The sequence below is a fragment of the Edwardsiella sp. A.80236 genome (assembly GCF_044540725.1).
GTDB classification, from domain to species: domain Bacteria; phylum Pseudomonadota; class Gammaproteobacteria; order Enterobacterales; family Enterobacteriaceae; genus Edwardsiella; species Edwardsiella tarda.
The window spans coordinates 265,457-291,565 of the sequence record NZ_JBIUCY010000001.1; the positions used below are offsets into that span (position 1 = coordinate 265,457).

Annotated in this window: 30 protein-coding genes; 12 read left to right on the plus strand and 18 right to left on the minus strand. The window is 58.0% G+C overall.

Going from position 1 to position 26,109, the window contains the following annotated elements; all coding sequences use genetic code 11:
• Window positions 1-25 precede the first annotated feature (25 nt).
• The 3 genes from ACEQFP_RS01130 to tnpA all read left to right on the plus strand — a co-directional run bounded on the left by ACEQFP_RS01130 (window position 26) and on the right by tnpA (window position 1,955).
• Window positions 26-574: a YcbK family protein gene (locus ACEQFP_RS01130; RefSeq protein ID WP_005287445.1), complete on the plus strand. Its 549-nt coding sequence runs from the start codon at window positions 26-28 to the stop codon at window positions 572-574.
• Window positions 575-655: 81 nt separating this feature from the next.
• Window positions 656-1,303: an MBL fold metallo-hydrolase gene (locus ACEQFP_RS01135; protein ID WP_097364513.1), complete on the plus strand. Its 648-nt coding sequence runs from the start codon at window positions 656-658 to the stop codon at window positions 1,301-1,303.
• 193 nt (window positions 1,304-1,496) lie between these two features.
• Window positions 1,497-1,955, plus strand: a complete 459-nt coding sequence (tnpA, locus tag ACEQFP_RS01140) for an IS200/IS605 family transposase (RefSeq protein WP_370555230.1) — start codon at window positions 1,497-1,499, stop codon at window positions 1,953-1,955.
• Window positions 1,956-2,074: 119 nt separating this feature from the next.
• Here tnpA and fliR read toward each other — a convergent pair whose 3' ends face one another.
• The 13 genes from fliR to fliF form a co-directional block, all read right to left on the minus strand.
• The gene (gene fliR / locus ACEQFP_RS01145) at window positions 2,075-2,860 is read right to left on the minus strand and encodes a flagellar biosynthetic protein FliR (RefSeq protein WP_035599417.1); all 786 of its coding nucleotides are present in this window, start codon (window positions 2,858-2,860) and stop codon (window positions 2,075-2,077) included.
• Between the two features lie 2 nt (window positions 2,861-2,862).
• Window positions 2,863-3,132, minus strand: a complete 270-nt coding sequence (gene fliQ, locus ACEQFP_RS01150) for a flagellar biosynthesis protein FliQ (protein ID WP_005297013.1) — start codon at window positions 3,130-3,132, stop codon at window positions 2,863-2,865.
• Window positions 3,133-3,144: 12 nt separating this feature from the next.
• The gene (fliP, locus tag ACEQFP_RS01155; protein WP_005287433.1) at window positions 3,145-3,885 is read right to left on the minus strand and encodes a flagellar type III secretion system pore protein FliP; all 741 of its coding nucleotides are present in this window, start codon (window positions 3,883-3,885) and stop codon (window positions 3,145-3,147) included.
• Entirely contained in the window at window positions 3,885-4,289 is a 405-nt protein-coding gene (gene fliO / locus ACEQFP_RS01160; RefSeq protein WP_370547351.1) for a flagellar biosynthetic protein FliO, read from the minus strand. Before fliO ends, fliP begins: the two co-directional genes overlap by 1 nt.
• Before the next feature lies 1 nt (window position 4,290).
• Entirely contained in the window at window positions 4,291-4,704 is a 414-nt protein-coding gene (gene fliN, locus ACEQFP_RS01165) for a flagellar motor switch protein FliN (protein ID WP_005287426.1), read from the minus strand.
• Complete coding sequence (gene fliM / locus ACEQFP_RS01170; protein WP_005287424.1) at window positions 4,697-5,710, minus strand: flagellar motor switch protein FliM; 1,014 nt, start codon at window positions 5,708-5,710, stop codon at window positions 4,697-4,699. Before fliM ends, fliN begins: the two co-directional genes overlap by 8 nt.
• A gap of 5 nt (window positions 5,711-5,715) precedes the next feature.
• A complete protein-coding gene (gene fliL / locus ACEQFP_RS01175) occupies window positions 5,716-6,195 on the minus strand; it encodes a flagellar basal body-associated protein FliL (RefSeq protein WP_005287421.1) in 480 nt (159 codons plus the stop codon).
• A gap of 149 nt (window positions 6,196-6,344) precedes the next feature.
• A complete protein-coding gene (locus ACEQFP_RS01180; RefSeq protein WP_396463745.1) occupies window positions 6,345-7,598 on the minus strand; it encodes a flagellar hook-length control protein FliK in 1,254 nt (417 codons plus the stop codon).
• On the minus strand, window positions 7,595-8,035 hold the full coding sequence (gene fliJ, locus ACEQFP_RS01185; protein ID WP_370547354.1) for a flagellar export protein FliJ: 441 nt from the start codon (window positions 8,033-8,035) through the stop codon (window positions 7,595-7,597). Before fliJ ends, ACEQFP_RS01180 begins: the two co-directional genes overlap by 4 nt.
• A 26-nt stretch (window positions 8,036-8,061) precedes the next feature.
• Window positions 8,062-9,420, minus strand: a complete 1,359-nt coding sequence (gene fliI, locus ACEQFP_RS01190) for a flagellar protein export ATPase FliI (RefSeq protein ID WP_370547355.1) — start codon at window positions 9,418-9,420, stop codon at window positions 8,062-8,064.
• Complete coding sequence (gene fliH / locus ACEQFP_RS01195) at window positions 9,417-10,169, minus strand: flagellar assembly protein FliH (protein WP_005297024.1); 753 nt, start codon at window positions 10,167-10,169, stop codon at window positions 9,417-9,419. Before fliH ends, fliI begins: the two co-directional genes overlap by 4 nt.
• Window positions 10,162-11,154 (minus strand): flagellar motor switch protein FliG, encoded by a 993-nt coding sequence (gene fliG, locus ACEQFP_RS01200; protein WP_005287405.1) that lies wholly within the window; start codon window positions 11,152-11,154, stop codon window positions 10,162-10,164. The genes fliH and fliG overlap by 8 nt, the downstream gene beginning before the upstream one ends.
• A complete protein-coding gene (gene fliF / locus ACEQFP_RS01205) occupies window positions 11,151-12,872 on the minus strand; it encodes a flagellar basal-body MS-ring/collar protein FliF (RefSeq protein ID WP_035599435.1) in 1,722 nt (573 codons plus the stop codon). The genes fliG and fliF overlap by 4 nt, the downstream gene beginning before the upstream one ends.
• 251 nt (window positions 12,873-13,123) lie before the next feature.
• Here fliF and fliE point away from each other — a divergent pair, with 251 nt between their 5' ends.
• A complete protein-coding gene (fliE, locus tag ACEQFP_RS01210) occupies window positions 13,124-13,438 on the plus strand; it encodes a flagellar hook-basal body complex protein FliE (RefSeq protein WP_005297033.1) in 315 nt (104 codons plus the stop codon).
• Between the two features lie 73 nt (window positions 13,439-13,511).
• Window positions 13,512-13,808, plus strand: coding sequence for a hypothetical protein (locus ACEQFP_RS01215; protein ID WP_005287388.1), 297 nt, complete (start codon window positions 13,512-13,514; stop codon window positions 13,806-13,808).
• A gap of 308 nt (window positions 13,809-14,116) precedes the next feature.
• Here the strand turns inward: ACEQFP_RS01215 and fliT are convergent, their stop codons facing one another.
• From fliT to fliD, 3 genes are read right to left on the minus strand one after another with little or no spacing between them, the layout of a single operon-like run.
• The gene (fliT, locus tag ACEQFP_RS01220) at window positions 14,117-14,479 is read right to left on the minus strand and encodes a flagella biosynthesis regulatory protein FliT (RefSeq protein ID WP_005287386.1); all 363 of its coding nucleotides are present in this window, start codon (window positions 14,477-14,479) and stop codon (window positions 14,117-14,119) included.
• A 4-nt stretch (window positions 14,480-14,483) separates the two neighbouring features.
• Window positions 14,484-14,891 (minus strand): flagellar export chaperone FliS, encoded by a 408-nt coding sequence (gene fliS / locus ACEQFP_RS01225; RefSeq protein ID WP_035599440.1) that lies wholly within the window; start codon window positions 14,889-14,891, stop codon window positions 14,484-14,486.
• 14 nt (window positions 14,892-14,905) lie between these two features.
• Window positions 14,906-16,324: a flagellar filament capping protein FliD gene (fliD, locus tag ACEQFP_RS01230; RefSeq protein ID WP_035599443.1), complete on the minus strand. Its 1,419-nt coding sequence runs from the start codon at window positions 16,322-16,324 to the stop codon at window positions 14,906-14,908.
• 281 nt (window positions 16,325-16,605) lie between these two features.
• Here fliD and ACEQFP_RS01235 point away from each other — a divergent pair, with 281 nt between their 5' ends.
• From ACEQFP_RS01235 to fumA, 7 genes are all read left to right on the plus strand, one after another.
• On the plus strand, window positions 16,606-17,874 hold the full coding sequence (locus ACEQFP_RS01235; protein WP_370547357.1) for a FliC/FljB family flagellin: 1,269 nt from the start codon (window positions 16,606-16,608) through the stop codon (window positions 17,872-17,874).
• A 270-nt stretch (window positions 17,875-18,144) separates the two neighbouring features.
• The gene (locus ACEQFP_RS01240; protein ID WP_370547359.1) at window positions 18,145-19,431 is read left to right on the plus strand and encodes a FliC/FljB family flagellin; all 1,287 of its coding nucleotides are present in this window, start codon (window positions 18,145-18,147) and stop codon (window positions 19,429-19,431) included.
• Between the two features lie 189 nt (window positions 19,432-19,620).
• Window positions 19,621-20,343, plus strand: coding sequence for an RNA polymerase sigma factor FliA (locus ACEQFP_RS01245; RefSeq protein ID WP_005287369.1), 723 nt, complete (start codon window positions 19,621-19,623; stop codon window positions 20,341-20,343).
• Between the two features lie 31 nt (window positions 20,344-20,374).
• A complete protein-coding gene (fliZ, locus tag ACEQFP_RS01250) occupies window positions 20,375-20,929 on the plus strand; it encodes a flagella biosynthesis regulatory protein FliZ (protein ID WP_068870817.1) in 555 nt (184 codons plus the stop codon).
• A 98-nt stretch (window positions 20,930-21,027) separates the two neighbouring features.
• Window positions 21,028-21,804: an L-cystine ABC transporter ATP-binding protein TcyN gene (tcyN, locus tag ACEQFP_RS01255; RefSeq protein WP_005287365.1), complete on the plus strand. Its 777-nt coding sequence runs from the start codon at window positions 21,028-21,030 to the stop codon at window positions 21,802-21,804.
• A gap of 373 nt (window positions 21,805-22,177) precedes the next feature.
• Complete coding sequence (locus ACEQFP_RS01260; RefSeq protein WP_005293801.1) at window positions 22,178-22,339, plus strand: hypothetical protein; 162 nt, start codon at window positions 22,178-22,180, stop codon at window positions 22,337-22,339.
• Window positions 22,340-22,873: 534 nt separating this feature from the next.
• On the plus strand, window positions 22,874-24,520 hold the full coding sequence (gene fumA, locus ACEQFP_RS01265) for a class I fumarate hydratase FumA (RefSeq protein WP_370547360.1): 1,647 nt from the start codon (window positions 22,874-22,876) through the stop codon (window positions 24,518-24,520).
• Between the two features lie 84 nt (window positions 24,521-24,604).
• Here fumA and fetB read toward each other — a convergent pair whose 3' ends face one another.
• Window positions 24,605-25,363 carry an iron efflux ABC transporter permease subunit FetB gene (fetB, locus tag ACEQFP_RS01270; RefSeq protein ID WP_005287357.1) on the minus strand — a complete coding sequence of 253 codons (759 nt, stop codon included), beginning with the start codon at window positions 25,361-25,363 and terminating at the stop codon, window positions 24,605-24,607.
• The gene (fetA, locus tag ACEQFP_RS01275) at window positions 25,356-26,057 is read right to left on the minus strand and encodes an iron efflux ABC transporter ATP-binding subunit FetA (RefSeq protein ID WP_370547361.1); all 702 of its coding nucleotides are present in this window, start codon (window positions 26,055-26,057) and stop codon (window positions 25,356-25,358) included. The genes fetB and fetA overlap by 8 nt, the downstream gene beginning before the upstream one ends.
• Between the last annotated feature and the right edge of the window lie 52 nt (window positions 26,058-26,109).

Here is a 26,109-nt window from a genome sequence, read left to right on the forward strand (position 1 = left end):
TTTTTTGCCAGGTCAATATTTGCTCATGGAACCGATAGACTTTCAACGCCGTAAATGGTTGGCGCTCGGTGGTGCGGCAATAGGATTTGCCCTGCTGCCGGGGGTAGCCCAGGCGACCCTTTCGACGCCGCGCCCGCGTGTGCTGGTGCTCAATAATCTCAATACGGGTGAGCGGTTGCGCGCCGAGTTCTTCGATGGCCAAGCCTATATTCCGGAAGAGCTGGCACGTCTCAACCATTTCTTCCGCGATTACCGCGCTAATCAGGTAAAGCGCATCGATCCGCGCCTGTTCGATCAGATCTTTCGCCTGCAACTGTTGTTGGGCAATCAGAAGCCGATCCAGTTGGTCTCCGGCTATCGCTCACCGCTTACCAACCGCGAGCTGCGCGCGCGTAGCCGTGGGGTGGCTAAGCAGAGCTACCATACCAAGGGGCAGGCGATGGACTTCCATATCGAGGGAGTCGCGTTGGCCAACATCCGCAAGGCGGCGCTGAAGATGCGAGCCGGCGGTGTGGGGTATTATCCGCGCAGTAACTTCGTCCATATCGATACCGGGCCGGTCAGGAGTTGGTGATCGACGCGAGGATGCGTATGATGGGGTCAGATAACGGCGATGCCGGCTATAAGCCGGCGTTTTTATGCGCGGAGAATTAAGATGAAATATCACATCATTCCGGTTACGGCCTTCCAGCAAAACTGCACCCTGCTGTGGTGCGAGCAGACACGAGAGGCGGCGGTCGTCGATCCCGGCGGCGAGAGCGCCAAAATCTTGCGGGAAATCGCTGCACGTGACTTGACGGTGACTCAGATCCTGTTGACCCATGGCCATATCGATCATGTTGGCGCGGCGGCGCGTCTGGCGCAGACCCTATCGGTGCCGATCTACGGTCCGCAGCAGGAAGATCAATATTGGCTGGAGCAGCTGTCGCAGCAGGCCGATATGTTTGGCTTTACCGACTGTCAGCCGTTTATGCCGACCCGCTGGCTGCAACAGGGCGATGAGCTGACGGTAGGCGAGGAGCGCTTGGCGGTCTTGCATTGTCCGGGCCATACGCCGGGCCATGTGGTCTATTTCTGCGAGCAGGCACGCCTGGCGCAGGTGGGGGATGTGCTATTTCGTGGCAGCATCGGGCGTAGCGACTTTGCCGGCGGTAACCATCAAGATCTGATCAATAGCATCTGGACCCGGTTGTTCACCCTGGGCGACGATGTGGCGTTTATCCCAGGTCATGGTCCGATGTCGACCATCGGCGAGGAGCGGCGTAGCAATCCCTATGTGCGTGACGAGCCAGAAAACTGGTAAGCCGTCAGCGACGATTACCGAGAGAAAAGACGCGTCAGCGTCTTTTTTTTGTCTATGGAAAACCCCCAGCTAGGCTGGGGGTTCCGGAAAGCTTTCAGCTTTGAGCCAGTTATTAAAACACCTTTTGATTTGTTAAAACGTCTTGCGGTCTGGCAACTGCAAGCGTTCAACAAGAAATCAAAAGGGGGTCCCAATGGGGGACGAGAAGAGCTTAGCGCACACCCGATGGAACTGTAAATATCACATAGTTTTTGCGCCAAAATACCGAAGGCAGGCGTTCTACGGAGAGAAAAGCAGGGCAATAGGCAGCATCTTAAGAAAACTGTGTGAGTGGAAAAACGTACGGATCTTGGAAGCGGAATGTTGCGCAGATCATATCCATATGCTTGTGGAAATCCCGCCCAAAATGAGCGTATCTGGCTTTATGGGTTATCTGAAAGGGAAAAGCAGTCTGATGTTGTATGAGCAGTTTGGGGATATGAAGTTTAAATACAGGAACAGGGAGTTCTGGTGTCGTGGATACTACGTAGATACGGTGGGTAAGAACACGGCGAAGATACAGGAATACATAAAGCACCAGCTTGTGGAGGATAAAATGGGAGAGCAGTTATCGATCCCTTATCCGGGTAGCCCGTTTACGGGCCGTAAGTAACGAAGTCTGATGCAAATGTCAGATCGTATGCGCCTGTTAGGGCGCGGCTGGTAACAGAGCCTTATAGGCGCATCCGAAAAACCTCCGGCTATGCCGGAGGATATTTATTGGCCGAGAGGTTAGGGGGCGTGCATCTCGCTGAGGATCACCGCCAGGCGGTCGAAGAGCGTTTGCAGCATGTGCTCGGTAAAGGGGGCCAGCATCGGGATCAACATCCCGAGGGTCAGCATGCCGATGGTCAGGGTCAGGGGAAAACCGACCACGAAGATGGAGAGCTGAGGCGTCATGCGGTTGAGCAACCCCAGCGCCATGTTCAGCGTTAACAGCAGGGTGATGAGCGGCAAGGCCAACATCATGCCGTTGAGGAAGATCAGGTGACCGCTCTGCGCCAAGGCGAGAAAGCCATTCCCCGCCAGCGGTGCCGTGGAGAGCGGCAGGGTATGGAAGCTGTCGGACAGCAGCGAGATGATCCACAGATGGCCGTTGAAGCACAAGAACAGTAGCAGCATCAGCAGATTGAGCAGTCGCGCCAGCACCGGCATGTTGGGGCCGCCGGAGGGGTCGAAGAAGGTGGCGAACGATAGCCCCATTTGCATGCCGATCACCTCGCCAGCCAGGCGCACCGCGGCGAAGGCCAGCTGCATGGTCAGGCCGATGGCACAGCCGATGAGGATCTGCTGGATCGCCAGCCACAGGGCGCCGCCACTGGCCAGGGTGATGGTGGTCGGCGGTAACTGGGGGGCGATCAGAAAGGCGGTCAGCGCCGCCAGGGCGATGCGGACCTTACGCGGGATCGCTTTCTCGCCCAGCAGCGGTGCGGTGCTGTACAGCGCCAGTAGACGCACGAAGGGCCAGAAAAACTGCCCGAGTAACAGCGTGAGCTGGGCGGGATCGAAGGTGATCATGGCTAGCCGATCAGATTCGGCAGGCTGCTGAAGAGGGTGCGCATATAGTCTAGCAGCAGGCTTAGCATCCAGGGACCCGCCACCACCAGGGTGGCGAAGACGGCGAGGATCTTGGGGATAAACGATAGCGTCATCTCGTTGATCTGCGTCGCCGCCTGTAACAGGCTGATCAGCAGGCCGCTGATCAATGCCGCCAATAGCAACGGGGTGGCCAGCGCCAGCCCCACTTTCATCGCCTGATAGCCCAGGGCCATTACCGATTCGGGTGTCATGGCATTCTCCGGTTAGGTGTAGAAGCTCTGCGCCAGGGAGCCGAGTAGCAGTTGCCAGCCATCCACCAGGACGAATAGCATCAGTTTAAAGGGCAGCGAGATGGTGGCTGGCGGGACCATCATCATCCCCAGCGCCATCAATACGCTGGCGACCACCAGGTCGATGATCAGGAACGGAATGAAGACGGTAAAGCCGATCTGGAACGCCGTCTTCAACTCGCTGGTGACATAGGCCGGCAGCAGGATGCGCAGCGGGACATCTTCCGGCCCCTGCATCTGCGGCTGTTTCGCCAGGCGAGCAAACAGGGCTAGATCGGTCTCTCGCGTCTGGCGCAGCATGAAGGCGCGCAGGGGCTTAGCGCCACGCTCCAGGGCGGTCTCCATGCTGATCTTCTGTTCACTGAAGGGCTGATAGGCATCCTGATAGATCTTGTCGAGTACCGGCGACATGATGAAGAAGGTCAGGAACAGTGCCAGCCCCAGCAATACCTGGTTTGGCGGCGCGGAGGGGGTACCCAACGCGTTGCGGAGCAGACCGAGGACGATGATGATCCGTGTGAAGCTGGTCATCAACAGCAACACGGCGGGCAGGAAGCTGAGTGAGGTCAGGAAGACCAGCGTCTGCACCGGCAGTGACCAGCTTTGCCCACCGTGGGCGAGCGGTTGACTGATGATGCCGGGCAACTGGGCCAGCGCCGCCGGCGCACAGAGTAGTAGCCCCGGCAGCAGGGTATAACGCAGGATACGCCGCATCAGGAGTTCTCTTTGTTTCGGCCAAATCGCTGGCGAGCGGCCTGGCGCAATAACTGCTGGAACGAGGCGGCCTGCGCCTGCTTGCCTGCGCGAGGCGAGGTTGGCGTCGGCGGTGCCTCGAAGGTATGCAGAGGAGTAATGGTGTGGGCGGTGACGCCCAGCAGTAGACATTGGTTGTCGACTTCGACGACGACCAGCCGCTCGCGCTGGCCGAGGTTACAACTGGCGCGCACGTTGAGCAGCCGCTCGCCACGCGGGCGGGCGACGAAGCCGAGGCGTTTCGCCAGCCAAGCCAGTACCAGGATCAGCAGCAGAATACCGCCCAGCGTACCGCCCACTTGGGTCAGTACGCTCTCCGTCGGTAAGGCGGGGGCGCTGGGTAGCGCGGTGATGGCGGTTGACATCTCAGCGACTCAGACGGCGCATGCGCTCGGAGGGGGTGATAATGTCGGTAATACGTACACCGAACTTGTCGTTGACGACCACCACTTCCCCTTGGGCGATCAGATAGCCGTTGATCAGCACATCCAGCGGTTCGCCCGCCAGCCCGTCCAGCGACACGACAGAGCCCTGCGACAGGCGCAGCAGCTCCTTGATGGTCATCTTGGTACGACCCAGCTCCACGGTCAGTTTCACCGGGATGTCGAGGATCAGATCGATATCTTGGCCGGCACTGCTCCCCAGGGTTGCCCCCTCTTCCAGATTCTGGAAGATATCACCGCTGTGTTGACTGGCGGCCTGTTGTTCTCCCATAGCTTCCGCCCACAGGTCGGCGGCGTCATCCTGAGCGTCAGCTGACGGCTTGTTGGCGTCACTCATCGGAATTTCCTCGCGAAGTCACATCTAAAATAGGATTAATCATTTTTTCTACGCGTAGTGCGTATTGGCCGTGGTAGCAGCCATATTGGCAGGTTAACACCGGTACACCGTCGACATTGGCGATCAGTCGATCCGGCCGATCGATGGGTAGCACGTCGCCAACCTGTAACTTGAGTACGTCGGAGAGACGTAGCGGAATATCGACAAAGTTAGCGACCAGCTCCAGTTCGGAATGCTGCACCTGCTTGCTGAGCGTATCGCGCCAGTGCTGATCCTCCTGCTTGGAGTTCTCCAGCGGGGGGTTGACCAGCAGTTCGCGCAACGGTTCGATCATCGAGAAGGGAATGCAGATGTTGAACTCCCCGCTTAGCGCGCCGACTTCCACGGTAAAGGGCGTGGTGACGACGATATCGTTAGGCGAGGTGGTGATATTGGTAAACTTCACCTGGATCTCCGAACGGACGTATTCGACCTCCAGCTTGAAGATGGCCCCCCAGGCATCACGATAGGCATCGAGAGCCAGGCGTAGCATGCGCTGGATCACCCGTTGTTCGGTATGGGTAAATTCACGCCCATCCACCTTGGTCGGGAAACGGCCATCGCCACCGAACAGGTTATCCACCGCCATAAAGACCAGGCTGGGCTCGAAGACCATCAATGCCGTGCCGCGTAGCGGCTTCAGGTGGACCAGGTTGAGGTTGGTCGGTACCGGCAGGTTGCGGGCAAACTCATGATAGGGCTGGATGCGTACCGCACCGACGGTGATGTCGGGGCTGCGGCGTAGCAGGTTAAACAGCCCCATACGGAATTGACGGGCGAAACGCTCGTTAACGATCTCTAACGCCTGTAGGCGTTCGCGCACCACGCGGCGTTGCGTGGTGGGATCATAGGGGCGAACCTCGCCATCGCGATGTTCTAGGGACGCATGCTGCTCGCTGGGCGCGGCATCGCTGTCGCCATTGAGCAGCGCGTCTATTTCGGCTTGAGACAGAATGCTATCGGACATAAGGGTTACCGCAGGATGAACGCTGTGAACATGACATCATTGACCACTTGGCCGGCTTGGCCGTTGATGACTGGCGCGCGCAGGGTGGCTTTAATCTCGTCCATCAATGCCTTCTTGCCCTGCTCGGTCGCCAATGCGGAGGCCTGTTGGCGTGAGAGCAGCAGTAGTAAACGGCTGCGAACTTCGGGCAGGTAGTCGTTTAGACGCTTGCGCGTCAGCTCGTTCGGCAGACGCAAGGTGATGCCGACGTACAGGACGCGATCGCTATCATCGTCATTGCCCAACAGATTAACCGTAAACGGATCCAATGCCATGAAGACGGGAAGCGGTGCGGGTGCCTGTTTGGCAACGTGTGATTGGCTTTGTTGATAATAGTGCCAGCCGAAGTAGCCGCCGCCGGCGGCCAGCGCGGCCAAGATCACCAACAGGATCAATACCCATTTGCGCCGTTTTCCGGAGCGGTTAGGGAGTGACATATCAGACATAAGGGGGATGATTCCTGTAGCTGTGTGCGCAAGGCGCGTGGAAATTCGCTAACGCTATTATCCCTGCCGCGTCGTCGGAACAATGGCAGGAATAACGTGAAAAAACGGGGCTAATCGAGCGATTGCCCCGTTAGCGCGGCCGCGTTGCGCTACACGCTGATGTCGACGGCACCCAGATGGCGGCGTACGACGGTGGGCGCCGCCGGATCCAACGGGGCCGGGGGCGCGTTGTCGGCCAGGCTGAAGACGGCACCGGACGCCGACTCTTGGCGCTGCTGTTGGCCGCCGTTCCATTGGGATTGCGCCTCGCCACCGATGCTGCTCTGCCCCAGTTGGATGCCGCTCTCCGCCAGCGCGGTGCGCAGGTGAGGCAGGGCCGCCTCCAAGGCGGCTCGGACTTGGCTATGGGCGGCGGCCATGTGTAACTGAGCCTGATTATCGTCCAGACGCAGACTGATCTGTATCGCGCCGAGATCCTGCGGGTGTAGGCGCAGTTCGGCTTGATGTTGCCCGTTGCGGGTAAACATCAACACCTGTTGGCCGAGCGCCTGTTGCCACTCATTGCTCCCCAATGGCGCACTGAGCAGGGGGGCGCTGGCGGTGGCGGGTGAGGCCAGCGGCGCGGCATTCACCGACGGCGTGGCCGGTGTCATGTTCACGCTGTGGTGTAGCGCCGTCGGCGTGATGGCCTGCGCGCTAGTGGGCGTCTGCCCCCCATGGCTCAGCGCGCGGCGGTTCGGGGCATCCAGGCTGATCAGGGTGCTGCCGGTGTCGACGCTATTGATCCCCGGCGTCGTGGGGGAGGTCTTGGCTTGCAGCAGCGGGGTGAAGTCGCTCGCGCGTGCCGCGCTATGTTCATCGCCGCGCGCCGTCTCCAGCAGATGACTCAGCGAGGCATCATGCGCTCCTTGGCGGGGGGTGAGCAGACGCGCCAGATCATCATGTTGGCTCACGCCCGCCTCTGCCGTTAACGGGCGCGGTGCGTCAGCGCGCGCCGGCAGCATGGCCAGCAAGGCGGCGATGGCTTGCTGTGCACCGGCCTGGTCCACGTCGGGAGAGCGAGGGGTGTCCGTCGCCGTGGGTGGCGTCTGCAGCAGGGCAAGGGGGGCATCGGGCAAGGGGGTGACACCGTCCGGCGTCGCGGTACGCAACTGCTCAAGCAGCGTCTGACGCTGCTGTGCATCCAACTGTGAGAGGCGGCCGAGCAAGGCCGATTGGGGGCCTTTGGCGTCGCCGTCGAGCGAGGCTTGCAGGTTTTGGAGTAGCGCCTGCTTATCTCCCGGTTGGCTGAGCAGCGCCAGGATATCGGCAAACGGGGAGCCATCGACGGCTGGCGTCGTCGCCGTCGGGCTATCCGACTGGGCGCCGAGCGAGGTAAGCGTGATGGCCACGGGCGTTGTCATGATTTTTCTCTCCTCAGGCTGGCACGCTGAGCGTACTCATCCATCCGTTTTTGATCTTGTTTGTTCAGTATGCTCTGGCGCTGCGCCTCGGCGCGTTTGTGCAAGGTGCTGAAGGCGTTGAGACGCTGGTGTTTCTGTTGCCAGCTATGTGTCGCGCTCTCCAGGCGGGTGCGGCATTGGGCCAGTTGACCGCGATGCTGCTCGATGGCCTGCTCCAGCGTCAGGATAAACTGCTGGTAGTTATACCAACTGGCCGCCGCGATACCGCCGCTCATCCCGCGATTCAGACGCTGGCGGTACTCATCCTGGTAGTTCAGCAACATCTCCAGTTGTTGCTGAGCCTGCTGGCATGCCTGACGGGCATGGCCCAGGGCGCGAGTCGCCTGATCGACATCCTGTTGCGCCAGTTCGCGCAGGGTATTTAATGCTGATGACATCTCAACCTCCGGCCTGGATGCGGCTATCACTCAGTAAACAGTGCCTGTAGCGCGTTACAGGCTTGTGTGTAGTCGCTGCGTTCAAAAATGCCCTGTTGCAGGAAAGCCTCGAGCTGCGGATAGAGCGCGATGGCCTGATCCAGTAGGGGATCGCTCCCGCGCGCATAGGCGCCGACGCTGATCAGATCCCGGTTGCGCTGATAGCTGGAGAGTAACTGCTTGAAGCGACGAACCCGGGCGTAGTGCGCTTCATCGATCAGCGAGGTCATGGCGCGGCTGATCGAGGCCTCGATGTCGATGGCCGGGTAGTGACCCGCCTCGGCCAGGCGGCGCGATAGCACCACATGACCATCGAGGATGGCGCGCGCCGAGTCGGCGATGGGATCTTGTTGGTCGTCCCCCTCGGTCAGTACGGTATAGAAGGCGGTGATCGAGCCGCCACCGCTGATACCGTTACCGGCACGCTCGACCAGGGCGGGCAGTTTGGCGAAGACCGAGGGCGGGTAACCCTTGGTCGCCGGCGGTTCGCCGATCGCCAGGGCGATCTCGCGTTGCGCCATGGCGTAGCGGGTCAGGGAGTCCATGATCAGCAGGACATGCTGGCCGCGATCGCGGAAGTCTTCGGCGATACGCGTGGCGTAGGCGGCACCTTGCATGCGCAGTAACGGCGAGACATCCGCCGGGGCGGCAATCACCACCGAGCGTTTACGTCCCTCTTCACCGAGGATATTTTCGATGAAGTCTTTCACCTCTCGACCACGTTCGCCGATCAAGCCGACCACGATCACGTCGGCCTGGGTGTAGCGTGCCATCATGCCCAGCAGCACACTCTTACCGACCCCGGAGCCGGCGAATAACCCCATACGCTGGCCACGCCCTACCGTCAGCAGGGCGTTGATCGCTCGCACGCCGACGTCCAAGACCTGGGTGATGGGTGTGCGTTGTAACGGGTTGAAGGGCTGGCTGCTGAGCCCGCCATGGTTGCTCTCGTCGGGCGGCGGTAATCCATCCAAGGGACGCGCGCTGCCGTCGAGTACCCGCCCGAGCAAGGCCGGGCCGAGGGGTAACTGCTTGCCGCTGTGCAGGGCGGCGGCGGGGGCCCAGACGCGAGCGCCGGGAACGATGCCGTCGACCTCTTCCAGCGGCATCAGAAACAGTTGGCGACCATTAAAGCCGACGACCTCAGCCTCGACATCGATGATTTGCTGACCGTCGTGGCGTTCGACGCGGCAGGTGGCGCCGATCGGCAACTGGAGTCCGGTCGCCTCCAGCACCAGGCCGGTGGCGCGGGTCAACTTACCGTAGCGTCGTGCCTCCGGTAGGGTAGGGATGCGGCGCTCGAGGGTCGCTAAGGCGCCGAGCCAGGTGTCGAGCCGGCTACTCATAGCGGTAGCTCCGGCGCGGCCAGCTTACACAGCTCCTGCCAGCGGGTGGCGATGCTGGCGTCCAGCTCGCCGCCCTCGGCACTGATCTTGCAGCCGCCGCGATGCAATTGGGTATCGGCCAGCAGCTTCCAGCCCTGTTGCTCCAACTGCACCCCGAGATGCTGCTGCACCAGCGGCAGATCCTGGGGGTTGACGCGTAGCTGGAGGTTACCGCTGAACAGCGGCTCCTGCTGGATCAACTGCTGGATCTGTTGCAGGACACCGCTGGCATCGCACAGCGGTGTCTGGCCGATGATCTGCTTGGCGGCGGTCAACGCCAGCTGCATCAGGCGCGCGGCGATGACGCCATCCAAGGAGTTAAGGGAGCGTTGAAACTCGCCGGAGAGCGTGCGCCAGCTGTCCAGCAGCGGTTGCTGCTCGGCCAGCGCCTGCTGCATGCCCTGGGTGCGTCCCTCGGCCAGTCCCTGCTGAAAACCGGCGTCGTAGCCCTGTTTCTCGCCTTGTTGCAGGCCGATCTGTAACCCCTGCTGTTGGGCGTCGTGGCGCAGACGCTCCAGCTCAGCCTGGGTTGCGGCGGCCTGCGCCTGGGCGGCGGCGTTGGCATCCTCGGCCGCATTGGCTTCGTTACGGGCGCGTAACGGACGACGCGGCGCGGCGAAGTCGCGCATCTCCCAGCGTTGCCAACGCGGATCGCGAGCCTCCGGGCTGTCTTTGGCGAGGACCTGCTTACGAAAGGGAGAGTTAGACATAGGTATCCTCGCCACCGCCGATGACGATCTCGCCGCTCTCCGCCAGACGGCGGACGATCAGCAGGATGGACTTCTGCTCGGCCTCGACCAGCGACAGGCGTACCGGGCCACGGGTGGCCAGATCGTCGCGCAGGATATCGGCGGCACGCTGAGACATGTTGCGCATAAACTTCTCGCGCAAGGCCTCGTCCGCCCCCTTCAAGGCGATCAGCAGCGACTCGTTCTCCACTTCCTGCAGGATACGCTGGATGCTGCGGTCGTCGACATCCACCAGATTCTCGAACAGGAACATCTCGTCGATGATCTTCTGCGCCAGTTCGCCGTCGTGGCTGCGCATGGCGTCGATGACCGACTCTTCCTGCTGACTCTTCATCAGGTTGATGATCTCGGCGGCGGTACGTACGCCCCCCAGCTTGCTGCGCTTGAGATTCTGGCCGTCGAGCAGGTTATTCAGCACGTCGGTCAGCTCCTGGAGCGCCGTCGGCTGCACCCCGCCGAAGGTGGCGATACGCAGCATGACGTCGTTACGCTGGCGCTCGTCGAAGTGCGCCAGGATATCCGCCGCCTGGGCGCGCTTCAGGTGCACCAGGATGGTGGCGATAATCTGCGGGTGTTCCTCGCGGATGATATCGGCGGCCGCCTGCGGCTCCATAAAGTTGAGGGTTTCGATGCCGTTGGCGGTATCGCGTGATTCCAGGATGTCTTCCAGCAAGCTGGCGGCGCGCTCCTCGCCCAGTGCCTTGACCAGCACCGAACGCAGGTAGTCGCCGGCATTGACGCTCAGGGCGGCGAACTGCTCGGCCTCATCCTGAAACTCATTCAACACCTCACTCAGTTGCTGATGCGAGACCTGGCGCATCCCGGCCATGGTACTACTGAGTTGTTGTACCTCTCGGGTCGAGAGGTGTTTAAACACTTCGGCGGCGCGGTCTTCGCCGATGGTCATCAATAATACCGCGCTTTTTTCGGTCGCAGTCAGGCTCATTGTGGTTCTGTGCTCATCCATTGGCGGATCACCAGCGCGACAACGCGCGGATCCTGCTCTGCCATTTCACGTACGCGTTCGGTCTGCGCTTCGGCGGTCGTACGCTGTTGTAGCTTACGACGCTGTTGTAGCTCTTCGTTGCTCGGTTGCTTGACCGGCTGCGCGGATACCGGCGAGGTATTGACTTGCTGGCGCAGGGCGGCGGCTTGCTGCTGTTTGGTCAGCATCGGTTTCACCAGCTTGCGCCACAGCAGCCAGGCGACCAGGGCGACTAACAGGTAACGGCCCAACGTGCTCAGCAGATCGATAAAGGCCTGTTTCTGCCAGAAGGGCAGTTCGCCGCCGTTATCGGCTACGCTGTTGAACGGTGTGTTGACGACGCTCAGCGTATCCCCACGATTCTGGGAGAAGCCCATCGCCTCACGAACCAGGTTATTGATCTGATCCATCTTCTCTTGTGAGAGCGCGACCTCTTTCCCTTGCGGGGTGGTGGCGTAGTTGACCACCACGGCGACGGACAGGCGTTCGATGCCGCCAGCACGCTCTTGAGTATGACGAATGGTCCGATCGACCTCATAGTTCGTGGTCTCGTCGCGTCGTATATTCTCGTTACGGCTCGCCAGGCGACCATTATTGCTAAGGGTGCTGCTACGGCTTGGCGTCGATTCGTTGCGATTCCGCCCGTTGGTTCCAGTGCTATTGCGCGGCTTATCGATGTTGCCGGTCGCCGGTGGCGCCGGTTCGTTCGACAGCGCACCCGGGACACCACCGTTTAGCTGGCCACCGGACTGATCGCTCTGGCTGATCTGCTGGCTGCGGATCGCCGCCTGGTTTGGCAACTGATTCGGCTTGTACTCCTCATCGGTCTGCTCACGGTTGGCGAAGTCGAGTTGGGCGGTGACCTGGGCATGGACGTTACCGCTGCCGAGCATCGGCTGCAGGATGGTCTCAATACGGCGTTGCAGGCGGCCTTCCACCTCGGAGGTAAACTTCAGCTGGGCGGCATTCAGATCGCGCCCGGTGCCGTCGGGCTGGGTCAGCAGATGACCGAACTGATCGACGACGGTGACGTTACCCGGCGGCAGGCCGGCGACGCTGCTGGAGACCATATAGACGATGGCATTGATCTGGCCATCATCTAAGGCGCGTCCCGGTTCCAGCGTCAGCGTGACCGAGGCGGAGGGCTGTTTCTGTTCGCGTACGAATAGCGACGGCTTGGGCAGGGCCAAATGCACGCGGGCGCTGACCACCGGGCCGAGCGTCTCAATGGTCCGTGCCAGCTCCCCTTCTAAGGCGCGCTGGTAGTTGACCTGTTCGCTGAATTGGCTGATGCCGAATTTCTCTTGATCGAGCAGCTCGAAGCCAACCGCGCCTCCTTTAGGTAGCCCCTGTTGGGCCAGCTTGAGGCGCAGGTCATACACCTTGTCCGCCGGTACCATCAACGTGGTGCCATTGTTGGCGAAACGGTAGGGGATGTTCATCTGGCTGAGTTGCGTGACAATGGCGCCGCCATCGCGATCGCTGATGTTGCTGTACAGAACCCGATAGTCGGGCGCGCGCGCCCATAGCGCCAGTACGACGACAATGGCAATGGCGACGGCGCTGGCCAACAGTAAGGGAATTTTGGGATTGGCCCGTACGCGCTCCAGTATGGCTTTAATACTATTTTCAGCGCTCTTTGCTGCGGTGCCTGCGGTACCGGTGGCTGAAGCGTTCATGGGCTTACCTTATTGTTCAGTTGCGTCCGGACCTGAGGCCGGTATGAATGGATGTGTAACAAATCAGACTCCCTGACGCGGCAATGCGAATCGCGGAATACCTGCAAAAGCAGGCACTTTATTATTGGCATGTGCTGGCAAAACGATGGCGGGAGAAAGGGTCATTTTTGGTGTCATTTACCCGCTTTGCCTTTGGCGTCTTATGGTAGGTTGTCATGCAATCGGCAGTTTCAATCATTAAGGAGCCTTTCGTGGCAGTCACCGGCATCGAGAACGTCTTACAACAACTTCAGGCCACCGCGCTTTCCGCCAGTAACCGCACGCCACAAGAGAGCGTGGCACCGGGCGCGTTTTCCACCGAGCTGAAGGCGGCCATCGATCGCATCAGTGACAATCAGAACCATGCCCGCGTCCAGGCACAGCAGTTCGAGATGGGCGTGCCCGGCGTGGCGCTTAACGATGTGATGCTCGATCTGCAGAAATCCAGCGTCTCCCTACAGATGGGGATCCAGGTTCGTAACCGTCTGGTCGCCGCCTATCAGGACATCATGAATATGCAGGTTTAGCCGTGTGCTTTACTGTCCCTGGTGAGGCGATACAATAGGGCCTCTTTGTTCCTGCCTCGTTAAGGAGAGCATCATGCGCTCGCTCTATCTGTTGGCGTCGTTAGTCTTACTCAGCGCCTGTAGCAGCGCTCCGGGTCACTTCGTGCGTAGCGAGGAGGATCCGGTTTCACACTCCCTGGTGTATCGCTTCGATCCCGCCCAGGTCGATCGGGCGGCCATGGAGGCCGATGCATTATCCTATTGCCGACATAATGGTTTCGATCGCGCCTATGCCATTCCCGGGCTGAAGTCGAGCCCCACCGGGCAGGCCCGCGCGGCGTATCTGTGTGTCTATCAACCGGTACACGCCGTCACCAGCGATAAGCGATAAATTCATCGACATCGATCAGTGCACTAGCAATGTCACGCCATTCGATATATATTTAGTTATATAGCGATAGCTGAACTCGATTGCTCACGGCTTATCGCTCACATTGTTTGATACAGTCTACTTTTTGCTTTCATTCCCCCGTGCCTTGGTGCGGGGTCTTTTTATCTCTTACTTCAGGGGGCGTGAAGGAGAGGGGGAGGCGGGGCCAGTGCCCGGCGCACCGCATCTTGTCATCGAGGCTGCTATGACAGTATGGGACGCCAGCGGACTGGTGGAAAGAGGGTGAGAGGCGATGTGATGATGCGTTATTATAGGTGCTCGCCGGGCAGCAGGATCTCGCCGGTGAACTGACCATAGGCATGGCTCAAGGCCTGTTGACGGTTACCGTTGCCGATCAACTGGCGTAATTCGTCCATCCTGGCCTGGAGCTGTTTTTTCACGTCAGCCTCGTTGCTTAGGATCTGCTGTATTATCTGGCGCAGTTGGTTTTGCTGCGCAGGGGTCGGTTCAGACTGTGACATCAGTTGGGCCGTGTTCGATACCGCCGTAATGTAGTCCACCTCCAGCGCGATCAGCGCCTCCCATTGGTCTTGCTTTGCTAAGTCACGCATGCGCTCGCTTAAGGCCAGAACCTGATGGTAGGCTTGGAGTAGCGGCGGTAGTCCATACATAGTGTTACCCCTGCTGGGTGGTTGGAGAGTGGGGGCCTATTTGGCGCCAGGCGTCTGCAATGTTGTCGAGGAGTTCTGTCACGTGGCGAACGGCGTCGGCATCGTTGTGCAGGTTAGCCTGCAGTAGACGTTGCACCATATAGTCGTACAGCGCGCTCAGGTTCTGTGCCAACTCGCCACCCTTCTCCAGATCCAATCCAGCCTTGAGGCCGTTATCGATGATGTTGATGGCTTTGCTGAGCGCCTGCCCTTTTAGTGCGACTTGCCCAGCATCGATATGCAGCGCTGCGCGAACCAGGGCGCTATGCGCCCCGTCAAACAGCATCACGATCAGTTGGTGTGGACTGGCGCTCATCGCGCCGCTCTCCAGTCCGACTTTTGCATAGGCTTGGCTGCCCATTGCGTTATACATAGTAACGATTACCCTTATTTACTGTTGCTCATAGCATTAAATTGTTGGGTGAGATAACTACTGGTGCTGTTCAGTTTGGCCATCATCTTATCCAGTTGGACAAACTGGGCCTTATAGCGGTTGATGGTCTCGTCGATACTCTGATTGACGCTATCGATACGATCGCTCAGGTGCTGCAGGCTGTTGTTGATGCTCTTGGTGGTCGAGTCGATGACGCCATCGCTCTTGATATAGCTCTGGATCTCTTTGTGGATCATGTTAGCCATACCGCTATCTTTGCCGTCTCCGACAAAGAAGTGCTGCAATTGTTCTGGGTATTCGTCGATGACTTTCTTCAGTTTGCTGTCGTCGATACTCAGTTTGCCGGTCTGCGGATCGGTACTGATGCCCAGGTTCCCCAGCCCCTTGATGTTAGGGTTGTCTTGCGCCGAGCTCATCACCCCTTTGACGCCGGACTGGATGGCGCGCAGCGTGTTGTCGCCCAGCAGAGGGCCGTTGGTGAAGTTTTCGGCCTGGCCTTTCTTGACCGGGGTAAACTTGGTCAGCGAGGCGAAGGTATCGATCAGCGAGTTATAGCCGTCGACCCAATCGTGGATCTTCTTGCTCACGCCTTCGCTGTCGTTGCTGATCACCAGGTTTTGCGTGTCTTTGGTGACGGCTTTTAGCTCCAGCGTCACGCCTTGGGGCGCATCGGTAATCTTATTGCTGCTGCGAGTGATTTCGATGCCGTTCAGGGTCATCTTGGCATCTCGACCTTCAACGGTCTGGGCCATATTCGTCGTACCGGTCGCGGGGTGGCTGCTATCGTAGTTCAGCATATCGCCTAACTTACTGTCCCCGCTGACATTGAGCTTGATATTACTCTTCGCCCCGGTCTCGGCGGCGGTCACGGACAGGGTGTACTCCTTATCAGAGATCTGGATCACACTGGCTCTGACACCGGCGCCAGACTTGTTGATGGCGTCGCGTAACCCGGTCAGGGACGTTTGTTCGTCGCTCAGGGCGATCTTGGTCTCTTTCGGCGGTTCGCCGACGGTGATGGTTAGCTCGCGGCCGCTGGCTCCGGCGCTGCCCATTTGCTCCGTCTGGCTGGTGGCATGAGTCTGTGCAGTCAGGCTCTGTGCCTGAGCCAACTGGGTCACATTGATCGCGTAGTTGCCCGGCACTGCGCTGGCGCTGGTGGTGACGGTAAACTGGTCGTGGCTACTGGCCTTGGTGATGGTGAACGCATCACTTTTCGCCAGCTCCTTGCTCACATCATCGAACTTTTCTAATGCCCCCTTCAGGGTGCCATAGGCGGTCAGCTTGGCCTTATAGCTGCTCTGTTGGGTGGTATAAGGCACCAAGCGTTGTTTCTCGACCCCGGTTAGCTTGGTCAGCAGGGAGTTGAGATCGAGTCCAGAGCCGATCCCCAGTGATGAAATGGTTGCCATGAATATTTCCTTTCTGAATGACTAGTGCGCTATACGCGTTATCGGCTCTGTCCAAGAAAAGTTTACAGAAAGATCGTAAAAAACGATGGGGGAAATAGAAGCAGAAAAATGGGGGCTTTTTCGCCGATTGGCGGCGTGACAAAAAAATAAAAAAATTTGCTAAAGGTTGTCAGGGGAGAGCCGATACCTGAGGGGACGGTGGCTGATGACGCCGTGGGGCAATCAGGCCCGACCAATTAACTGTGATGCGCAATGGCGCAACATTCCAAGGAAAGCACACTATGGCACAAGTCATTAATACCAACAGCCTGTCGCTGATGGCGCAAAACAACCTGAATAAATCCCAGTCTGCCCTGGGCACCGCCATCGAGCGTCTCTCTTCTGGCCTGCGTATCAACAGCGCCAAGGATGATGCTGCCGGCCAGGCGATCTCCAACCGCTTCACCGCTAACATCAACGGCCTGACCCAGGCGTCCCGTAACGCCAACGACGGTATCTCCCTGGCGCAGACCACCGAAGGCGCGTTGAACGAAGTCAACGACAACCTGCAGAACATCCGCCGTCTGACCGTACAGGCGCAGAACGGCTCCAACTCTTCCAGCGACCTGCAGTCCATCCAGGACGAAATCACCCAGCGTCTGAACGAGATCGACCGTATCTCCCAGCAGACCGATTTTAACGGCGTGAAGGTACTGAGCAAGGATCAGAAGCTGACCATTCAGGTGGGCTCTAACGACGGTGAAACTATCGATATCGATCTGAAGAATATCAATAAAGATACACTGGGCTTAACTAGTTTCTCTGTTGCTCAAGGTATTGATGGAACTCAAGCAACGGGTGCTGTTACAACGGAAAACTTAGCGACTACTGAAAGTGTCACGTTGAAAACAGGTACATTGAAAATTGATGCAAAAGACGTGACTGGTTTTGTCCTCGGCGATAATAATAAGCTATACGCTAAAACTGCAACTGGTGAATATCAATCAGTTAAATCTGTTGGTGCAGATGGAACAGTTGCATTAACTGCAACGACCGCATTAACTGCTGGTGCTGATTTAACAGCTGCACAGGCTGGCTCAGCGACTTCTACTGGGAAAGTGACTGTGCTGGGATCAGCCTTAAAGGGTAGTGATGCCGCAAAAGTTGTAAAATATAATGGCACTGAAGACGGAGCTCCACAGGCTGTTATTAAAGATGGTGATAAGTTCTATGCGATGAGTATTGCTAAGGACGGTACTGTAACTCGCGGTAATGAATTGGCATCTGTTCTGAAAAGTAAAGATCCGCTGGCAACCTTGGACAAAGCTTTATCTGATGTTGACCAGTTGCGCAGCGGCTTAGGCGCGGTGCAGAACCGTTTCGATTCTGTTATCAATAACCTGAACAGCACCGTTAACAACCTGTCCGCTTCCCGTTCACGTATTCAGGACGCGGACTACGCGACCGAAGTGTCCAATATGAGCCGTGCGCAGATCCTGCAGCAGGCCGGTACTTCTGTATTGGCGCAGGCTAACCAGTCTACCCAGAACGTTCTGTCCCTTCTGCGTTAATCGTATCTGCAGCCTGTGCGGCGCCCATCGCTGCGCGTTTCAAAACAAAACCCGCCTATTGGCGGGTTTTTTTGTTTCCCTTCACGAGAGTTGGCACACCACTCTCCAGGTTGGGGGCGGGGGCGTGATTTAGCGCGGCGGCCATATCGTCGTCTATTAGGATTAACTGCCGATAATTTAAACAAAAAAAGAGAAAACGATACTAAAGCTTTGCCGCAGGGGGTCGATAAATAAATTTGTATAACCAATCATGTAGTAAGGAAATTTATTATGGCACAAGTAATCAACACCAACAGCCTGTCGCTGATGGCACAGAATAACCTGAATAAATCCCAGTCTGCCTTGGGTACCGCCATCGAGCGCCTGTCCTCTGGCCTGCGTATCAACAGCGCCAAGGATGATGCTGCCGGCCAGGCGATTTCTAACCGCTTCACCGCCAACATCAACGGCCTGACCCAGGCATCCCGCAATGCCAACGACGGTATCTCCCTGGCGCAGACCACCGAAGGCGCGTTGAACGAAGTCAACGACAACCTGCAGAATATCCGTCGTCTGACCGTGCAGGCACAGAACGGCTCTAACTCCTCCAGCGACCTACAGTCTATCCAGGACGAAATTAATCAGCGTCTGTCCGAGATCGATCGTATCTCCCAGCAGACCGATTTCAACGGTGTGAAGGTACTGAGCAAGGATCAGAAGCTGACCATTCAGGTCGGTGCTAACGACGGTGAAACCATTGATATCGATTTGAAGAATATTAACTCTGATAAGTTAGGATTATCTAATTTTTCAGTTAATACAATTGATAGCGCTAAAATTGCGGCGGCTGTACCTGAAAATGTCATTAAAACTAATGATCAAGTAAAATTTGATCTTTCTGGCGCTAAGGTTGATGCAGCTACTGCTGGTGGTAAAGCTGCAACTGGGGTTGTACTGGGAACTGATAATAAGCTATATGCGACAGATGGCACTAAGTTTTCGGAGATTACTGCTGTAGCAGCGGATGGTAAATTAACTGTAAATACTGCTGCTGCCTCAGGTGCTGCATTGACTGCTGCTCAAGGTGGCAAAGTAGTAACTACAGGTAATGTTACATTCGATGCTGGCGCTGCTGGTGCTAATCTGAAAGGTGCAGATAAAGCGAACGTTCGTGCATATGCGGACGGATCTGGTAACCCGAGCTATGTGATCCAGGAGGGCACTGGCGATAAAGCAAAATACTATAAAGCCACAATCTCTGGTGATGGAACAGTAACGCGTGGTGACTCTGTAAATCTGAAAGGTTCGAATCCGCTGGCAACCCTGGATAAAGCCCTGTCTCAGGTTGATGACCTGCGCAGCGGCCTGGGTGCGGTACAGAACCGTTTCGATTCTGTTATCAACAACCTGAACAGCACCGTCAACAACCTGTCCGCTTCCCGTTCTCGTATTCAGGACGCCGACTACGCGACCGAAGTGTCCAACATGAGCCGTGCGCAGATCCTGCAGCAGGCCGGTACCTCCGTACTGGCTCAGGCTAACCAGTCTACCCAGAACGTCCTGTCTCTGCTGCGTTAATTCTCAGCCGAGTCCGTCTCTGTCAAACCCCGCCTCGGCGGGGTTTTTTCATGCTTAGCGCACCGTAGCGCGCTCTGTTACGCAGAACAAAGCGGTTAAAAGGAGGCTTTTTTACCGACTAATTGCACCATTGCTCCCGCTAAGATCCGGGATAATAGCCCAGCATTCATTAACCCGAGTTTTGTCGACGTGACTGATTTGTATACCGCTGAAGGCGTGATTGACAAAAATACGTTATGGCAGCGCTATGCGCCGCTGGTACGTCATGAGGCACTGCGCCTACAGGTTCGTCTTCCGGCCAGTGTGGAGCTGGACGACCTGCTGCAGGCGGGCGGCATCGGGCTACTGCATGCGGTGGAGCGTTATGACGCCATGCAGGGTACCGCCTTTACCACCTACGCGATCCAGCGTATTCGTGGCGCGATGTTGGACGAATTACGCAGTCGAGACTGGGTGCCGCGTAGCGTGCGCCGCAATGCCCGAGGCGTCTCGGCGGCGATGCAGCGTGCCGAACAGCGTCTGGGACGGGTGCCGAGCGACGGTGAGATCGCCCAAGAGATGGGGATTCCGTTGGCGGAGTACCAGCAGATCCTGCTGGATACCAATAGCAGCCAGCTCTTTTCCTACGATGAGTGGCGTGAGGAGCATGGCGACAATGCGGAGCCGGTATGGGGCGAGGAGGAGAGCGCAAACCCACTACGCCAGTTGCTGGAGAGCGATCTGCGCGGTCGGGTGATCGCCGCCATCGAGGCCTTGCCGGAGCGGGAAAAGTTGGTCTTGACGCTCTACTACCAGGAAGAGTTAAACCTCAAGGAGATCGGCGCGGTGTTAGAGGTGGGTGAGTCGCGGGTGAGCCAGCTACATAGCCAGGCGATTAAGCGTTTGCGCAGTCGTCTCCTCTCTCAGCATTAAGCCGTCTCTATGCCTATAGCGGAGTGCTGCGATGCCATTCATCTCTTTTCCATCCCTCAGCAAACCACGGCCGTTGAGCCGTTATCTGAAAGACTTTAAACATAGCCAAAGCCACTGTGGCCATTGCGGACGCGCATTAGATCGCATCTCGTTGGTGTTGGGCGGTCACCTGCTAAACCGCGCGCGTCAGGCACAAATGGAGCGGCTGATCGATGACGATGACTGGGCCGACTTGCAACAGTCGTTGCTGGTGTTATGCCGCTTCTGTAGCGATGTCTATTGTCACGCCCAAGGCAGCCGTTTCGACATCATGGGCTTTAAACAGTATCTGTGTGAGCAGACCGACATGCGCCATAGCAGCATCCGGGAGTATGTGGTGCGTTTGCGCCGTTTGGATGAGATGGCGGAGCTGCGTGAGCTCTCGGCGCAGACCCTCAATGATCCCAACACCGAATGGGAGTGGTTGGCGCGTTTGCCGGCGTGTAGCCAGAACAACTATCGCATCGCGCTGCGTAAGTACCGCCAGTTCCTCTGTGCCGGGCGGGAGAGTCAGCACGAGGTCGAACGGAGCAGTTATTTCAGTTAACGATTAGCATATGCTTTTTTATTCCTTTTCATGCGGTGATGGCTTGCTACAGTGGCCGCAGAAGGCGCCGAGAGAGGGCGCGATGAGGAGAACAGAGCGTGAGCGCCATCGAACTGACACAACTGGTGAAGTCTTATCATCATCAACGCGTCTTGCACGGTATCGACCTGAGCATCCAACCGGGCGAGGTGGTGGCCATCATCGGCCCCAGCGGCTCAGGTAAGAGCACCTTACTCCGGAGTATCAATCTGTTAGAGTCGCCCGATGCTGGTCATATTCGCGTTGCTGGCATCGAGGTGGATGCCGCGCGTCCGTTGACGCGGCAAAAGGCGCAGATCCGTCGCCTGCGTCAGCAGGTGGGCTTCGTCTTTCAAAACTTCAATCTGTTTCCCCATCTTACGGCGCTGGAGAATGTCAGCGAGGGGCCTCGTGTGGTCAATGGCGTCGCGCGGAAAGAGGCGGAACGCCAAGGGTTGGCGTGGCTGGCGCGCGTGGGGTTAGCCGATAAGGCGCACGCCTATCCGAAGCGCCTCTCTGGGGGGCAGCAGCAGCGGGTGGCCATTGCACGGGCGCTGGCCATGCAACCACAGGTATTGCTGTTCGATGAGCCGACGTCGGCGTTGGATCCCGAGCTGGTGGGGGAGGTGTTAGCCACTTTGCGCTCCCTGGCGCAGGAGCGGCGTACCATGGTGATCGTCACCCACGAGATGCGTTTCGCCCGTGACGTCGCACAGCGCGTGATCTTTATGGATGGTGGGCGCATTATCGAACAGGGGCCGGCCGAACAGCTGTTCAACCGCCCGCAGCAGCCGCGTACCCGTCAGTTTCTCGCCCAGTATCTGGCCGAGGTGATGACGCCTGAGTTTGAGATTTAGGGCTCATCCTCGCTGGGAAAACGGCGCACCCCGCGCTTTGCGAGGGGGCACGATATCGCCCTGACTCCCCGCACCACCCCGTACCAGCTCCCGACATAGCGTGCCGATCGAGTTAGCCTATCCCTTAGTTAACAGCGGCTTGTGCCGGGAGAGGCTTGCATCTTTCGCGGAGGCTGGCTAGGCTTGAGGTAGGGAGTGTGAATAGAGAAACGTGTTCGGCACCTCCATGTAGCGCGTGTCTTTTCTGTGCCGGGTACGTTTCATCTATGGGCATTTCGCCGCATCGTTTCCCTGCTCTCATGGCCGTAGAGCTCCAGTTTAACTTGCTGCGCATACACTGATACCTCGGTAGGCTTAAGGATGGAGCGGGACAGTGAAAATCAAAGGATGGGTATTGCTCACCAGCATCGCGCTGGCGGCGGGGTTGTTCGTCTACGCGGTATTATTTAGCGCGGATAAGGTATGTGAGCATCAGCGGCTATTTTCTGACTTCTGTCGTCACGTCGATATTTCCGCACCCTATATCAGCAAATGAACCTCGCAGCGGAGTCATCGGATAATGCGCTATAGGGGCGTGGTCGTCACGCCCCTCGCGCGGAAAATTCCCCCGAATTTCGCCTTATGCCGTTGACGGCCTGTGGGCGGCATGCCCTTATCCCCGGTGTGGTCGCGATATCTCTTCTTTCATACGCCTCCGCTTGTCCATCCTGCGGTTACGTCCGCTCTCTGCTCGCGGCGATCTCCGTGTGTAACGTGCGAGTGAATTTGCACCATTTTGTTCATTTCCTTTTTAAATCAAAGTGATTTATCCCCGCTTTTACCAAACATACGACAATTAATCCCTAATAGTTTGATTTCGATCCGGTTACTTCACCTGGGTTATTTGGCAGGATGAAACTATCTGATGATTAACTCTGGTCTCAGGTTGCCTGGTTTCATACCCATACTGAGCGCGATCGCACAATGTTATTTGTAAATGCTGTGTTAACATCAAGATAATTAAATTAACAGGCAGGCGCACCAGGCCGTCCGAAAATTTACTGAAGCTGATGGTGTAAGTGAGAGCAAAATGTCAAATAAACCGTTCCATTACCAAGATCCGTTTCCGCTGCAAGGCGATGACACCGAATACTATCTGCTGAGCAAGGAGCATGTCTCCGTGGTTAGCTTCGAAGGTCAGGAGATGTTGAAGGTGGAGCCGCAGGCGCTGACCCTGCTGGCACAGCAGGCATTCCACGACGCCTCCTTCATGCTGCGTCCGGCGCATCAGCGTCAGGTCGCCGCCATCCTGGACGATCCCGAGGCGAGTGAGAACGACAAGTATGTCGCGCTGCAATTCCTGCGTAACTCGGAGATCGCCGCCAAGGGTGTGCTGCCGACGTGCCAGGATACCGGTACCGCCATCATCGTCGGTAAGAAGGGGCAGCGGGTGTGGACCGGTGGCGGCGATGCCGAGGCGTTGTCACGTGGGGTCTATAACACCTATATCGAAGATAACCTGCGTTACTCCCAGAACGCCGCGCTGGATATGTACAATGAGGTCAACACCGGTACCAACCTGCCGGCGCAGATCGATCTGTATGCGACCGACGGCGAAGAGTATAAGTTCCTCTGCGTCGCCAAGGGCGGCGGTTCGGCCAACAAGACCTATCTGTATCAGGAAACCAAGGCGCTGTTGACGCCGGAAAAACTGAAGGCGTTCTTAGTCGAGAAGATGCGTACCTTGGGGACGGCCGCTTGCCCGCCGTACCATGTCGCCTTCGTGATCGGTGGGACCTCTGCCGAGTCGACCCTGAAGACGGTCAAGCTGGCCTCGACGAAATACTACGATGCGTTGCCGACCGAGGGTAACGAATACGGCCAGGCCTTCCGCGATGTGGCGCTGGAGCAGGAGTTGTTGCAAGCGGCACAGGAGCTGGGGCTGGGTGCGCAGTTCGGCGGTAAATACTTCGCGCATGACGTCCGGGTGATCCGCCTGCCGCGTCACGGCGCCTCTTGCCCGGTAGGTATGGGGGTTTCCTGCTCCGCCGACCGCAACATCAAGGCCAAGATCAACCGTGAGGGGATCTGGATCGAGAAGCTGGAGCACAATCCGGGCAAATATATTCCCGAAGCATTGCGTCAGGCTGGCGAAGGGGAGGCCATCAAGGTCGATCTTAACCGCCCGATGAAAGAGATCCTGGCTCAGCTCTCTCAGTACCCGGTATCGACCCGCCTCTCTCTCTCCGGCACCATCATCGTCGGGCGCGACATCGCCCATGCCAAGCTGAAGGCGTTGCTGGACGAGGGCAAACCGTTGCCGCAGTACGTGAAAGATCATCCGATCTACTACGCCGGCCCGGCCAAGACACCGGCAGGCCACGCTTCCGGCTCCTTGGGGCCGACCACGGCGGGGCGTATGGACCCCTATGTCGATCTGTTCCAGGCTAACGGTGGCAGCATGATCATGCTGGCGAAGGGTAACCGTAGCCAGCAGGTGACCGATGCCTGCCATAAACATGGCGGTTTCTACCTGGGCAGCATCGGCGGCCCGGCGGCGGTGTTGGCACAGCAGAGCATCAAGAGCCTGACCTGTGTGGCCTACCCGGAGCTGGGAATGGAAGCGATCTGGAAGATTGAGGTAGAAGACTTCCCGGCCTTCATTCTGGTGGATGATAAGGGTAACGACTTCTTCCAGCAGATCCTGAGCACGCGCTGCAATGGCTGCATGAAGTAAGCCGTCCGCGCCGCCAGGATAGCGGCGGCGCTGCACAGCATGAATCGATCCCCGCAGAGGTATGTTGCGGGGATTTTTTATGCCTTAACGCAACTGGTCGCGCGCGGTGTAGAACTTGGCGTAGGCCAGATAGCCGGCGATGATGGTGGAGAGGCTGGCGGTCGACAGCAGCATAAAGGTCACCATGATCTGGTAACGGATGGCCTTGACCGGATCGATACCGGCGAAGATCAGCCCGGACATCATACCCGGCAGGCTGACCAGACCGACGGTCTTGGCGGAGTCGACCGTCGGGATCATCGCCGCCTTGATGCTGGCGCGAATGATCGCCGCCGAGGCCTGTTTCGGGCTGGCGCCCAGGCTCAGCATCTCCTGCACGCGCTGACGCTCGTCGTGGAAGCGTTGACGCAGGTTGTTGTAGCACAGGCCGACGGCCACCATCGCATTACCGGCGATCATCCCGGCGATCGGGATCACCTGCATGGGGGTAAAAACGATGGAGCCGCTGACGATCAGGATGGTTAGTGTCAGGGCGGTGCCGGTGACGATGGCGATCAGCGACATGGCGAAGGCATTGCTCAGATTCTTACTGCGCTTCTTGGCGTTCCAGGCGGCGTTGACGCAGATAAAGAGCACCATCAGCAGGGTTAACAGCGCATTATCCAGATGGAAGATATATTTCAGGACGTAGCCGACCACGATCAACTGGACGATGGCACGGCTGACGCTCCACAGAATATCCTTGCCGAGCCCCAGCTTTTCGCGTCCGCTGATGACCAGGGCGATGGCGACTAACGCCAGCGCCATCACCAGAGATTGGTCGGTAATGTTGTGACTATTCATGGCGTGTTCCCTCCTGAGCCGGACTATCATCCTGCTCTGCTTCGTCTTCATCATCGGCCAGACGCGGTAGCGTCAGGATGTTATCGCACTGGGTGATCTCGTCGCTATTGTGCGTTACCCAGATGATGGCGATCCCCTGTTGCTGATTCAGTTGGTTGATCACCTCGTGGACGATGGCGCGGTTGTGGTTATCCAGTGCGCTGGTGATCTCATCCAGCAGCAGCACCTGCGGCATATATTGGATGTTGCGTAACAGCGCCACACGTTGGCGTTCGCCCCCGGAGAGATCTTCGATGCGTTGATCCAGGGTATGCAGCGGCAGGGCGAACTGCATCAGGCCACGGCGAATGCGGTCCATGTCGGGCGGGTCATTACGGATTTGGTAAGGGAATAGCAGATTATCCCGTACCATGTCGCCGAACAGGACCGGCGTCTGGAAGCTATAGGAGACTTGCTTGCGGTACGCCTCCGGTGAGTAGTCACTCAGCGGCTTACCCTGGAGGCGGATCTCGCCCTGCTGCGGATCTAGCAGCGAGGCGGCGATCTTCAGTAGGGTGCTTTTGCCGCAGCCCGAGGGGCCGGTAATGACTTTAAATTCGCCGGGTTGTAGCGCCAGCGAGACATCGTGCAGGATGGGGCGTCCATTGGCGCTGAAGTGGATGTGGTCGAGCGCCAGTAAGGGGGTGGTCACCATGTTTTCCCTCATGGAGTAGCAATAAAAAGGCCCGTCCCGGGGGGACAGGCCC